At 69.5% G+C, this 13,381-nt stretch carries 10 protein-coding genes; 6 read left to right on the forward strand and 4 right to left on the reverse strand.

From position 1 onward, the window contains the following. The first annotated feature begins 89 nt into the window (after window positions 1-89). Window positions 90-836, forward strand: coding sequence for a 3D domain-containing protein (locus tag ACZ3HV_RS09575; protein WP_465682590.1), 747 nt, complete (start codon window positions 90-92; stop codon window positions 834-836). Between the two features lie 28 nt (window positions 837-864). Then, window positions 865-1,287, forward strand: coding sequence for a DUF5655 domain-containing protein (locus tag ACZ3HV_RS09580; RefSeq protein WP_465682591.1), 423 nt, complete (start codon window positions 865-867; stop codon window positions 1,285-1,287). Between the two features lie 15 nt (window positions 1,288-1,302). Here ACZ3HV_RS09580 and ACZ3HV_RS09585 read toward each other — a convergent pair whose 3' ends face one another. Continuing rightward, on the reverse strand, window positions 1,303-2,763 hold the full coding sequence (locus ACZ3HV_RS09585; protein WP_465682593.1) for an NAD-dependent succinate-semialdehyde dehydrogenase: 1,461 nt from the start codon (window positions 2,761-2,763) through the stop codon (window positions 1,303-1,305). Window positions 2,764-2,796: 33 nt separating this feature from the next. Further along, a complete protein-coding gene (locus tag ACZ3HV_RS09590; RefSeq protein WP_465682595.1) occupies window positions 2,797-3,825 on the reverse strand; it encodes an MsnO8 family LLM class oxidoreductase in 1,029 nt (342 codons plus the stop codon). A gap of 718 nt (window positions 3,826-4,543) precedes the next feature. Here ACZ3HV_RS09590 and ACZ3HV_RS09595 point away from each other — a divergent pair. The 4 genes from ACZ3HV_RS09595 (at window position 4,544) to ACZ3HV_RS09610 (ending at window position 11,912) form a co-directional block, all read left to right on the forward strand. Then, entirely contained in the window at window positions 4,544-7,279 is a 2,736-nt protein-coding gene (locus tag ACZ3HV_RS09595) for a type 2 lanthipeptide synthetase LanM family protein (RefSeq protein WP_465682597.1), read from the forward strand. Beyond that, the gene (locus ACZ3HV_RS09600) at window positions 7,276-7,485 is read left to right on the forward strand and encodes a hypothetical protein (RefSeq protein ID WP_360374208.1); all 210 of its coding nucleotides are present in this window, start codon (window positions 7,276-7,278) and stop codon (window positions 7,483-7,485) included. The genes ACZ3HV_RS09595 and ACZ3HV_RS09600 overlap by 4 nt, the downstream gene beginning before the upstream one ends. Window positions 7,486-7,588: 103 nt before the next feature. Further along, a complete protein-coding gene (locus ACZ3HV_RS09605) occupies window positions 7,589-10,510 on the forward strand; it encodes an ATP-binding protein (protein WP_465682599.1) in 2,922 nt (973 codons plus the stop codon). Window positions 10,511-10,682: 172 nt separating this feature from the next. Beyond that, window positions 10,683-11,912, forward strand: a complete 1,230-nt coding sequence (locus ACZ3HV_RS09610; RefSeq protein WP_465682601.1) for an ROK family transcriptional regulator — start codon at window positions 10,683-10,685, stop codon at window positions 11,910-11,912. On the opposite strand, the gene ACZ3HV_RS09615 is transcribed toward ACZ3HV_RS09610, so the two are convergent. Next, a complete protein-coding gene (locus ACZ3HV_RS09615; protein ID WP_465682603.1) occupies window positions 11,905-12,660 on the reverse strand; it encodes an alpha/beta fold hydrolase in 756 nt (251 codons plus the stop codon). The genes ACZ3HV_RS09610 and ACZ3HV_RS09615 overlap by 8 nt on opposite strands. Further along, on the reverse strand, window positions 12,657-13,343 hold the full coding sequence (locus ACZ3HV_RS09620; RefSeq protein WP_465682605.1) for a DUF998 domain-containing protein: 687 nt from the start codon (window positions 13,341-13,343) through the stop codon (window positions 12,657-12,659). The genes ACZ3HV_RS09615 and ACZ3HV_RS09620 overlap by 4 nt, the downstream gene beginning before the upstream one ends. Between the last annotated feature and the right edge of the window lie 38 nt (window positions 13,344-13,381).

Here is a 13,381-nt window from a genome sequence, read left to right on the forward strand (position 1 = left end):
TTACGTCGAGACCTTGACTAAGTGAGGGGCGGGACCACTACTTGAGGGTGAACCTCATGGTCCCGCCCCACCTTGGAGGTCTTGCCGTTATGCCTCGATTGCGTGCTCTGAGCATCGTTCTGGTCAGCTTCGCCGCCCTTCTCGTCGCACCGGCGACGGCTTCGGCGGCGTTGCCGGCCTGTCAGCACTTCTACACCGGGCCGATTCCCGACCGGCCGATCTCCGGCGGACACGGCGACGGGACGACCGCACCGCCGTACGACGTCAGCGGACGACTGCCCGCGCCGAGCGGGATCAACGGTGGACTCGGCGCGGACGGGAAGGTGACGTTCACGTTCAACCGGGTGGCCGGTGCGAAGGCGTATCGCGCGTTCAAGAACGGTCAGGCGCTGCAGTGGATCAGCGACTGGGGCCAGACCACCTTGCAGGTAACGGATGCGAGCCCGTGCGCCGGTGCGCACTACCAGGTCTACGCGATGTCCGTGGAAGACACCGCGGCGTCGTCGATCGGTCAGATCACCACGTCGTACCGGCTGAACTCGTCGAACCGGCTGGCCTCGTTCACGCTGGCTCCCGGGACCACGCTGAACTACCGGGTGTCGGCGTACAACGACGTCGCCCAGACGTCACTCGGGTACAACGCCGGCACCGGTATCTGTGCCGTGGACGCGCGCATCATTCCGTGGGGCACCCGGCTGTGGGTGCCTGGCTACGGTCACTGCTACGCCGCTGACATCGGCAGCTGGATCAAGGACGACATCGTGGACGTCTGGTTCCCGCCGGGCCCGGCCGCCGGCAACTGGGGCATCCAGCGCCTCACGCTCACCGTCGAGTAGGCGGGGGTGCCGGAGCTAACGTGCTGATGTGAGCCTGTGGATCTGCCCCGAGTGCGGCGCACGACTGGTCAGCCGTAACCTGTGGCATTCCTGCGGGACGTTCACGCTGGAGGCGCTGTTCGAGAACGCACGGCCCGGAGTGCTGGAACTGGCGCGGGAGTACGTCGCGATGCTCGAAGCCCTCGGTGACGTGCAGGTTCTGCCGCAGAAGTCCCGGCTGGTGTGCGTCGCGCGGGTTCGCTTCGCCGGGCTGCTCCCACGCAAGACGGGGTTCGTCGCGACGTTCGCGCTCCAGCGACGGCTCGGCAGCGCGCGCGTGCTGAAGGTTGAGGACTATGGTCCGCGCTGGCAGATCCATCACGTGCGGGTGATCGGCGCCGACGACCTCGATGACGAACTCCGCGGCTGGCTCGAGGAGTCCTACGCGACCGTCGGCATCACCGCACCGTGAAGCTCAGCAGCGATATCAGTCGACGTTGATGGCGACGTACTTGATGTCCAGGTACTCGTCGATGCCGACCGTGCCGCCCTCACGTCCGAGGCCGGACTGCTTGACGCCGCCGAAAGGTGCTGCCGGGTTGGAGACGATGCCTTGGTTGAGTCCGATCATCCCGGTCTCGAGCTTCTCGGAGACCCGGAGCGCGCGGGTCAGGTCGTTGGTGAACAGGTACGAGACCAGGCCGAACTCGGTGTCGTTCGCCATCCGGACCGCCTCGTCCTCGGTCTCGAAGGCGGTCAGCGGCGCGACCGGGCCGAAGATCTCCTCCTTCTGCAGGCGCGCACTCTTCGGTACGTCGGCGAGCACCGTCGGCGGGTAGAAGTACCCGTTGCCCTCGGCAATCGACCCGCCGGTCAGCGCCCGGGCGCCCTGGCCGACCGCGTCGTCGACGAGCTCTCGCACCTTGTCCCGCTGCGTCGCGTCGATCAGCGGACCGACGTCGACACCGTCCTCGGTCCCGCGGCCGACCGTCAGCGCGGCCATCCGCTCGGTCAGCCGGGCCGCGAACTCCGCCATCACCGGCGACTGCACGTAGATCCGGTTGGCCGCCGTACAGGCCTCGCCGCCGTTGCGCATCTTGGCCAGCATCGCGCCGTCGACCGCCTTGTCCAGGTCGGCGTCGGCGAACACCAGCAGCGGCGCGTTACCGCCCAGCTCCATGCTCGTTCGCAGCACCTGCTCGGCGGCCTGCTCGATCAGTTTCCGGCCGACCTGGGTCGAGCCGGTGAAGGACAGCTTGCGCGCGCGGCCGTCGCGGATCAGCGGCTCCATCACGCCACCCGAGTCGTGCGTGGTGATCACGTTGAGCACACCGGCCGGCAGTCCGGCCTCGGTCATCAGCTCAGCCAGCTTGAGCATCGACAGCGGCGTCTGCGAGGCCGGCTTGATCACCATGGTGCAGCCCGCCGCGACAGCGGGACCGATCTTGCGAGCACCCATGGCGGCCGGGAAGTTCCACGGCGTGATCAGCAGGCACGGCCCGACCGGCTGCCGCATCACCAGGAAGCGGCCCTTGCCGTTCGGTGCAATCTGGTAGCCGCCGTCGATCCGGACCGCCTCCTCGGCGAACCAGCGGAAGAACTCGGCCGCATAGGCGATCTCGCCCTTCGACTCCGCGACCGGCTTGCCCATCTCCAGCGTCATCAGCAGCGCGAGCTCGTCGGCCCGCTCGGTCATCAGCTCGTAGGTCCGGCGCAGGATCTCGCCACGCTCGCGGGGCGGAGTGGCGGCCCAGTCCGCCTGCGCTGCCACCGCTGCGTCCAGCGCGGCCTTGCCGTCGGCCGGACTGGCATCGGCCACGTCGCAGATCGTCGTACCGGTGGCCGGGTCCTCGACCGCGAGGGTCTTGCCTCCCTCGGCCGCTACCCACTTACCCCCGATGAACAGCTCGGTCGGACACGCCTCGACGACTTCCCGCTCCCCTGACATGGGCCTGCCTTTCGCTAGTCGGCTCTACCCAGACTAGGCCGTGGCAATCAGGGGTGGCGCGTGCCTTGGGACCGTGCGGACCATGCGGGTCAGGCCGGCGGCGATGGTGCGCAGGATGGCCGATCGGACCAGGCCGTCGAAGGCGAGCGGGACCAGCATGATCTCGTCGGCGGCGGTGTCGGCCACCAGTTCACCGAGTTCGGACACCACGGTCGCCCGGGAGCCCACGATGGTGCCGGAGTCGTCCAGCATCCGTTCGGCTCGTCCGCGCTCCCGTCCGGTCAATGGTTGCTCCAGGAGCATCATCAACTCGGCGGGTGTCGCTCGCGGTCCCGCCGTACCAAGGCGCGTCTTCACTCGCACATACTCGGCGAACCGGATGATCGCCTCCTCCTCCGAGTCGGCCGCGACCACACCGACCGTGAGAGCGACGTACGGCTTCACCGTGGTACCGGTCGGCTCGAAGTGATCCCGGTACGCCGTCAACGCCGCAGCCGTCACCGCGGACGCGGAGTGATGCGCAAGGAACACAGGCAACCCACGTACGGCGGCAGTCAGGGCAGCACCCGGCTGATCGGCCAGTACGAACACCGGTGGCGGCAGTCCGGCCAGTGCGAGCCGTACGTCGCCGACAGGTGCTCGGCCGGGCAGTCCGTCCCGAAGGAATCCGCACAGCTCGTCCAGCCGCTGCGGGAACGCGTCCCGAGCGGCACCGCCGAGTGCGGCCGCCGTACTGGGTGCCATGCCGAACTGCTGACCCACGCCGAGGTCGATCCGGCTCGGGTACGCCGCTGCCAGCGCGGCGAACTGCTCTGCGACCACGAGCGGCTGGTGGTTGGTCAGGAGCACACCGCCGGCGCCCAGCCGGATCCGGTCGGTCCGTGCGGCCAGGATCGCTGCGAGTACGGCCGGTACCGCGCCGCCGACGCCTCGGACGCCGTGCTGCTCCCCCACCCAGAACCGGCGGTACCCGAGGTCGTCGGCGGCCTGTGCCACCTCCGAGGTCTCCCGGAGCGCGGCCGCAGCCGACTGACCGGGCAGCTGCGGAACGACGTCCAGCACCGAGTGAGCTGAGACGGGCAGTCCAGGAGCGACAGGGGAATGCACGTGCTCACCGTGGCAGTGTCCGCACGGTCACACATGGGTGTACAGCCCCCAAGTTCCCGCCGCCGGACACCCATCTGTCCGCGGTCGTCCGACGGCTCGAAAATGGGGGTTCGGAGCCCTTGTCCGGCCCTGGTCCGTGGGGCATCGTTCCCGGCGTTCGTTTCGGGAATCGCGGGACAGAGGAGGCCGACGACGAGTGCACCTACCGAGCTGGGGACGCTGACGTTCCCGACCTGAGCCGGCCGGCCTTCCACCAGAGGCCGCTCGGCCGGGAGCTGCTGCCGCGGGGTGGTCAACCCCCAGTCGTCACCCCGCGGCAGGCACCGCCTGGCCGGATCCGGCCACCGTTGTCAACCGCTCCCAGCACAAATATGGGGGCTGCTTACCCATGCCCGGACCCATCCGCCGATGGCAGCCTGTCCGCGTGCTCAACTCAGCGACCGCCGGGCGGACCCGGACCAGCCAGAGGAACTACTGGTGGTCCGCGGGCATGCGCCCGCAGGAGCTGACCCAGTCAGCACCGGCCTGGGCCGAGTACGTGGAGCGCAGTACGTCCCTCCCACCGAGCGCGCCTGCCGCCGGTCGAGGCCCTGCAGGGACCGGTGTCATCGGCGGCCACACATCAGGTGGGGCGGCAGAGGCAACGGGTGGGTCCGACTGGCGGCAGGCGCTTATGCGTTGCCTTGAGCCCCTGCTCGCCGCCGCCCGTCGCGATCTCGCCGCCGCCGGCCACACCGGTGACCTGACCGAGCAGTTCCTGCAGCGGCTCGGGCTGCGGCTGGTGAAGCTGGCCGCGCGGACGCTGGTGCTCGAGCTCGCCCGCGCCCGGGACCGCGGTGAGCTGGCCGGTGACACCCCGGCCGAACGTTTCCTGGACTTCACCCACCGGCTCGTCGGAGGGAGCGAGCTGGCGGAGTTCCTGGCCGCCTACCCGGTGCTGGCCCGGGTCCTGGGCGAGTCGTGCCGGCAGGGAGTCGAGGGTCACCTCGAACTACTGGCACGACTCGCCGAGGACCGTGAGTCGCTCGTCACCGGACTGCTGGATGGCCGTGATCCCGGCGCGCTGACCGCCATCGCGCCCGGTGGCGATCCGCACCGTGGTGGGCGATGCACGGCGACCCTCACCTTCGCGGACGGGCGGCGACTCGTCTACAAGCCCCGGTCGCTCGACCTGCACAGGCACTTCAACGAGTTCGTCCACTGGCTGAACGACAAGACCGGTCTGGACATCCGCACGGTCGACCAGCTGACCCGCGAGGGCTATGGCTGGCTGGAGTACGTCGTACACGAGCCCTGTGAGGATCTGGCCGGCGTACGGCGCTTCTACCACCGGCAGGGCGCTCTCCTGGCACTGCTGTACGTGCTGGACGGCACTGACATGCACTACGAGAACCTGATCGCGGTCGGCGATCAGCCGATCCTCGTGGATGTGGAGACGCTGTTCCATCCCAGTCACACGCCGGTGGGCTCGCTCAGTCGCGACCCGGCGCATCGCGCGCTCCTGAGCTCGGTCTACCGCACTGCGCTGTTGCCACTGTTGGTCAGCGGGGAACATGGCGTGGCGGACATGTCCGGGCTGGGCGGCGACGCGGATGAGACCACGCCCATGGACGTGGTCGACTGGGCCGACGCCGGTTTGGACTCGATGCACCTGGTCAGGCGTCCCGGCCGGACGCAGAGCGGCGCCAACCGACCGTTGCTCGACGGTGCCGTCATCGAACCGCGAGACCACGAGAACGCTGTGCTCACAGGGTTCCGGGCCGCGTACGAGGCGATCGCCTGGCATCGCGACGAGCTGATCGGACCGGATGGCATGGTGACCCGATGCGCCGCGGACCAGATCAGGTTCGTACCGCGGAACACCAGTCTCTACACCGGACTCCTCGACGAGTCGACGCATCCCGACGCACTGCGCGACGCAGCCGGCCGCAGTCAACTGCTCGACCTGTTGTGGGACGCCGACGAGTCGCTGCGCCAAGTGGTGCCGTACGAGCTGGCCGACCTGTGGGCGGGCGACGTACCGCTCTTCACTGCTCGCCCGGACAGCCGTGACGTCTGGTCCTCTGACGGCACCCGCATCCCCGACGTCCTGGTCACGGAAGGCCTGGCCGCGGTCGAGGCGAAGATCAAGAGCCTCGGCGACATCGACGAGCATCGGCAGAAGTGGATGATCTCCGCATCGCTCGCCACCCGCCCGGAGCCGGTCGTGCACACCACCGCAGCGAGCAGGCCCGGACTCGGTGCCACCGAGGCGGACCCCGAATGCCTGCTGGCCGCGGCGACCGACATCGCCGACGAGATCGTCGCGCAGGTGATCAGCGAACCCAGCGGTGCGGCCAACTGGCTCGGTCTCGAACTGCTCGACGACCACCACTGGGCCATCAGGCCAATGGGTGCCGGCCTCTCCAACGGCTACACCGGTACGGCGCTCTTCCTCGCACAGGTCGGGGTCCTCACCGGAGCGCAGAAGTACTGCGAACTCGCGCGCGATGCGATCCGTCCGATCCCCCAGTTGCTGGAGGCCCTGGCGACGGACCTGGAGTCCGCGCAACTGGTCGGCCCTGGCTTCCATGGACTCGGTGGCATCAGCTACGGCCTGAACCGCCTGTCCACACTGCTCGGCGACTCCAACCTCACCACCTGGCTGGCTGCGTCCCTGGAGCTCACCGAGAAGCTCATCCCGGAGCCCACCGAGTTCCCAACGTACGCCGAGGGCGCGGCCGGCGGACTCGCCGCCATGCGCGGTATCGAGGGTCTCCCGGTCACCAGCCGGCTGGCCCAGCGGTACGCCGACGAACTCGTGACCGCTGTGGAACTCGGCGTACGTCATGGCCGGGGCGCACAGCACTACGGATTCGCTCGTGGCTACCAAGGCATCGCGTGGTCCCTCGGCCAGTACGGCGTACCGGGTGACAAGTACCTGGATGCCGCGCGGACGGCAGCCGATCTGGATCGGGTGGACCGGCCCAGCGGCCATGGCTGGTGCTCGGGCGACGCCGGGACCGCACTGGCCCGACTGACGGCCGGAGTACCCGCGGACCTCGACGCCTACCTGAGGGCCGCAACACAACGTCCGGTGCTCGCAGACCTGAGTCTGTGTCATGGCGAGCTCGGCGCGGTCGAGCCACTGGCGTGGCTGACCGAACACGATCATCCAGCCGTCGAGGGAGCACGGCGACGCCGTGCCGGGCTGGTGCTCGCAGCACTACAGCAGTACGGACCACAGTGCGGGACACCGCGGGCGGTTCCATCTCCAGGCCTGCTGACCGGTCTGGCGGGAATCGGCTACGGCCTGCTCCGGCTGGCGTTCACCGAACGCGTTCCGTCCGTGCTGCTCCTCGAACCATCCACCGGGTCGAAGCGCCCACCACTGCGCCGAGACCCACACAGCGACAGGGGAAAAGCATGACCGCCCAGAACCACGCAGCACAGCCCGACGTCCAGTCCACCACCCCGGACACGACCGACCCGCTCGGCCCGATCACGTTGCCGAAGCGCACCAAGATCGGTGCTCGCGCATTGGCCCTGGTCGGCACCGTGGGGATGAGCACGTTCGCGGTCGCGGCCATCAGCAACGATGTTGCCAGCACCTGGCCGACCATCAGTGTCAACTGATCGAGCGAACGCTTGAACCGCGAGGCCAGTCGGTCACCGGAATGACCGACTGGCCTCGCTGACTCGCTGCGGCGGCAACGATCCCTCGTTAGAGTTGGCAAGCATGCAGACCCGTTCACCCACAGTGGTCGGCAGGGATCAGGAGATCGATCATCTCCATCGCCTGCTGGCCGCGGCCCGAAGCGGTCAAGGGGGTGCGGTCTTTCTCGTCGGCGAACCCGGCATCGGCAAGAGCCGGCTGGCCGCGGTGGCCACCACCAAGGCCCTGGACGACGCGATGGCGACCCTGCGCGGCCGGGTCGGAGCCATCGGCGCGATGGTCGCGTTCCGCCCTTTCACCGAAGCTTTGCTCTCGCTCATCCGCCGTGGCGAGATGCCCCCGGCGGACGGGCTCGGCCCCTACCGCCAAGTGCTCGGCCGACTGGTCCCGGAGTGGGACGACGGTACGGCGCACGACACCGCGACCTCGACCGTGGTCCTCGGCGAGGCCGTCCTGCGGCTACTCGCGCTGGTCGCCAAGGACCGTGGTTGCCTGCTAGTCCTGGAGGACCTGCACGGCTCCGATCCCGAGACGCTGGCAGTGATCGAGTACCTGCTCGACAACCTGGATGACCAGCCGATCGCTTTGGTCGCGACCCTGCGCTCGGAGACCTGCGCGGCGCTCGAGCTCGCCAGGCTGTCGGCCCAGCGCGGCACGGCCGAGCTGATCGAGTTGCACCCGTTGGACCGGGCCCAGGTCGGCGAGCTGGCGGCGGGCTGCCTCGAGGTGCCGCCCACCGGCGTGCCCGATGCTTTGGTCGACGGACTGTGGCGTGACAGCGCCGGAATCCCTTTCATCGTTGAGGAATTGCTACAGGAGGCCAGCCGGACCGGACAGCTGTCCAAGGCCGACGGAAATGTGCAGGTCGTCGACGGACTGCACACGAATGTGCCCGCGGCCGTTGTCCGGAGCATCAGTAGCCGCACCGACCAGCTCGGACCGCAGTCACGCGACCTGCTCGTGCTGGCCGCGGTGATCGGCCACCGTTTTCCGCTGAGCGTCGTACGCAAGGCCACCGGGACCGATGAACGGTTGCTGCTGGCCACACTGCGGGCCGGCCTGGCGGCGCAGTTGGTCGGACCGGACGAGCCGGTGCCGGACTGGTATGCGTTTCGCCACCCCCTCACCGCTGACGCCTTGCTGGCCGGGCTGACACCGACAGAACGGTCCACCCTCGCGCGGCGGTGCGCGGACGCCATCGAGGAGCTGCACCCGGGCCTGCCCGGTGAGTGGTGTCCGATGGTCGCGGAGCTTGCCGAGACCGGTGGCGACATGGCCCGGGCCGGACGGCTGTTCGCGATGGCCGGCAGACGGTCCTTCGACGAAGGGTCGATGGCGTCTGCAGTGAATCTGCTGGAGCGCTCGAACGCTTTGCTGGCAGGCGATCCGGACACCATCAGCCGGGCCGAGGTGCTGGGTTCCTTGCTGATCGCACTGGGCGAGACCGGACAGTTCGAGACCAGCGCCGCCCACGCCGCGACGATCGAGGAGCTGGCCGACCGCAACCTGGACAGCCGCAAGGTCGCCGCGCTCCACGTCCAGCTGGCCAACCTCGAACACATGGCCGGTCGCTGGTCGGCCGCCCTGACCCAGGTCGCGACCGCCCGGACGCTGCTCGGTATCGACGCGGGCGACGCCGACCTCGCGCCGGTCGACGCGATCGCCGCCAACCTCGAGCTGGCCCGTTCGAGCCCCGGCCGGCTGAGGGCGGCGACCGAGCTGGCGACCCGTGCGGCCGAGGCCGCCGAACGCGCCAAGCTTCCCGCGGTGGCCTGCGACTCCCTGCAATTGCTGGGGATTCTGGCCCGCGAGCACGACCTCGATCAGTCGATCGACTACTTCCATCGGGCCCGGCAGGTCGCCGAGGAACACGGGATGACGTTCCAGCGGGTGTGTTCGCACATCTTCCAGGCCGGGACGATTTGCCTGGCGAACGGGAGCATCCTCGAGCTGGAACGAGCCCGGCAGCAGGCGTTGCGGATCGGGGCGATCCCGCTGGTGTACGAGGTCGACGGGATCCTCGGCCAGCAGGCGATCCTGCGGGCCGAGTACGACAAGGCCGCCGCGATCATCGACGAGTGCCTCGAGGTCACCCGGCGACTGCGAATGGGCCGGTCGGCGACGTACTTCCTGTCCACCAAGGCGATTCTCGAGGCGCACCGCGGCCGGCGGACCGCCATGGAGCAGACGCTCGCCGAAGTCGCCAGCTGGGGTGGCGAGCGCGCGTCGTACGAGCTGCCGTACTCCTACGGCCTGGCCCGCGCGTTCTGTGCACTCCTGGAGGAGAACCGCGAGCTGGCCGACTCCGATCTGGCCCAGGCGCTCGCGTACGACGCTCAGAACCCGACCACCTTCCATACCTCGGGCAAGAACGGGCTGGGCTTGTTACTCGGCGTACTGTCCGGCCGGAACAGCTGGGCGCACTTCGAAGCGGTCACTGCGACGGCCGGCAGTGGGATGCGATGGAACAAGCAGTTCGTCCAGTTCGCCCACGCCGTACTGCTCGGGCGGGACGGGCAGGTGGAGGCAGCCAACGACAAGGTGGCGGAGGCGCTGGAGACCGCGTCGCTCTACCCCCTGGCGCGCTACCTCGGGCTGCGGATGGTGGCGGAGCCGGCGCACGCGGACGGGTGGGGTGAGCCGGTGGCGTGGTTGCGGCAGGCCGAGGACTACTTCCACAACGCCGACATCCAGGCCGTGGCCAGTGCGTGCCGGAGTCTGCTGCGGCAACTCGGGGCGACCGTCTCGCAGCGGCGGAGTGGGACCGAGCAGGTGCCCGCGAACCTGCGGCAGCTCGGCATCACCAGCCGCGAGTACGAGGTGTGCCGCTTACTCGTGGACCGGATCGGCAACAAGTCGATCGCGTCCCGGCTGCACATCTCGCCACGGACCGTGGAGAAACATGTGGCCAGCCTGATGACCAAGACGCAGCAACCCGATCGGGAGGCGCTGAGCAGTTTCGCCCGGACGGTGGTCCAGGACTGACAGCCACAGTGTCCATTTCCGGCACAGGTGCGTGTGCTGGAACATCGGGCGGCCGGAGGGTGATAGTTGTCGACTCACGCATCGGCGACCGCCCGCCGCGCGGTACAAGATCACACGTAATTTATGAACGCTCGCTATCTATACTGGGCGGGTGGCAGGCAAGGGGTCGGACATGAGCAAGGGAACGGTCGGCGGCGGCGGTACGACGATGCTGCGGCGGATCAACGTGGCTGCGGTCCTGGACGCGGTACGACGGTCCGCGCCCGCACCGCTGCGCGTCGCCGAACTGGTCGAACGGACTGGCCTGGCCAGACCGACCGTCGCCCAGGCTGTCGACGAGCTGCTGGACGCGGGCTGGCTGCAGCAGCACGGCCCGGATTCGGCCGACCGTTCACTCGGTCGCCCGGCCATCCGCGTCTCACTCCGCGGACGTGCGGCACCGGTGCTCGGCCTGGACGTCGGCCCGCACCGGGTGACCGTGGGTGTCTCCGACCTCGCGGGCCGCAAGCTCGCCCTGGTACGGCGCTCCGGTCCCGGCTGGACCGCGCAGCAGTTGCTCGGGGTCATCAGCGAGGTGATCACCGAGGCGCTCGGGGAGGCCGAAGTGCCGGCCGAGGACATCGCAGCCGCCGTCGCCGCCAGCCCGGGCATCGTGGACGAGCACACCGGCCGGGTGCAGCTGGTCCCGAGTGTGCCGGGCTGGTCCGCGGTCGACCTGATCAAGCATGTCCGCGGACTGCTCGACTGCCCGGTCATGCTCGACAACGACGCCAACCTGGCCGCACTGGCCATCGCGGCCGCTCGTGGCGGCACGGGCACACTGCTGGCCGTCCAGTGGGGTGAGCGGCTCGGAGCCGGCATCGTCATCGACGGCCGCCTGCACCGCGGCACCGGAGCGGCCGGTGAGATCGGCTTCATCGCCACCGCCCCGGACGACGTCATCAACCCCGAGGACAGCCGGGGCCCGCTGGAACGCGCGGTCGGCTCGGAGGCGATCGCAGCACTCGGCCGCCAGGCCGCACTGGACAACCCACAGTCCCGTCTGGCCGAGCTGGGCGGAGAGCAGCTCGACACGGCAGATGTGTTCGCGGCCGCGGCAGAGCGTGACCCGGTGGCTCAGGCCGTCGTACAGAAGGTTGCCGGCGACTTCGCCCGCGCTCTGGCCCCCGCCGTACTGGTGCTGGACCCGACTGCCGTGGTGATCGGTGGCGGTGTGGCCCGGGCGGGTGCGGTACTGCTGGACGCCATCTCGGACCAGCTGCGGCTGCTGACGCTCAACCACCCGAAGCTGGAGCTGTCCGCCCTGGCTGAGGACGCCGTGGTCACCGGTGCGATGCGGATGGCCCTCGACGAGGTCTGGCAGCGCAAGCTCCCGACCCCCGCCCTCACGAGCACTACCTAGTCGTCCGGACGGCCGAGGCGATGGCGTCCGGTCGGTCCAGGTGGACGAGGTGGGCCGAGTCCGGCAGCACCTCGACCGTGCCGCGCAGCGGGCCGGCCAGTCGTCGCTGGCCCGCGAGCCAGCGGTTCGCGGTGAACCGTGAGCTGCCGCCGGTCGCGACCAGCAGTACCGGCGGCGCGACCGCACCGACCGGCGCGGCGACCAGCTTGGCGACCTCGGCTGCCAGCTCCCAGCTGCTCGCCAGGTCGTCCCAGAACAGCAGCCAGGACGACGCCACGCCGTACCGGGCCCTGGCGGTTGCCTTCGACAACAGGTCGTGATTGGTCACGCTGCCGATCCGGACGAACAGCCGCCGCAGCGTCGGACCGAGCACCTGCGGTCCGCCGATCCGCCCGAGGAACCGCAGGAACGCCCGCACCGCCCGGTCACCACGCGTCCCCGGGTAGAGCCACCGCAACCCGGTCTCCGAGGTCAGGCTGGTGTCGACGAGCACGAGCCTGGTCACCTCGAGCGGCCGGGTCAGGGCCCAACGCAACGCCGCCAGCCCACCGATCGAGTGCCCGACCAGACCGATCTCCGCTTCCGCCGGTACGCCGGTCGCCGTCCGGAGCTCGTCGACGTCGGAGGTGATCGGCGTACGCCAGGGATCGATGACGCGGAGGTCCTCCCCCGGCAACAGGTCGACGACCCGGGCGAACTCCTCGGGAGTCTCGGCCAGGCCGGGCAGCACGATCCAGATCACGGTCATCGAGGGAAAGCCTGCCTGAGACCAGGGAGCACTGTCGCCAACATTAAGCAGACCAGCAGCACCGAGACGCGCTGGAGGATGCCCGGCGCATGCAGATCGTCGCCGGTGAGCACCTCGACCCCGGTCTCGATCCCGAGCCACGTCTGCGTCACCGCGACTCCAGTAGCCGGTACGGCGACCACCCGGCCCCACACACCACCCCAGCCGAGGCGCCGCAGCACCAGCACCGCGAAGATGCCCATGGCAATGCTGCCGAGACCGGCCACGGTGGAAGTGACCTCGTGCAGTACGAGCGCGGCGCCGGCCTGACCGTTGGCCTCGGCCGCCCGGCACGCCGCTCTCACCGAGGGCGCGCAGTCCATCGGGGAGAAGGAGTCGAACAGCGTGCCGGCGCCGAAAACTGCCGCACTGATCAGCAATCCGTCCAGGTCCCGGTGCATCCGCGCGGCGCCCCGGCCGAGGATCGCCGCGATCAAGAGCAGAACGCCCGCACCGAGATCCATCGCCCGTGCGTACGGGCTGGTGGCCTGGTCCCGGGCGCCGAGTTCGCTGAGAAACGACTGATGAACGTCCAGCGGGAATCCGGCCGCCGCCTCCAGCAGCAGGCTGCAGTAGAGCACGCCGGCGGCGATCATCACGTTGCGCAGCAGGCGATACGGGACGGCGACGGCTGCGGCTCTCACACCGGCAAGCCTGGCACGTCAACCAAAGTATTGACTGT

Source organism: Kribbella sp. NPDC020701 (assembly GCF_055562215.1).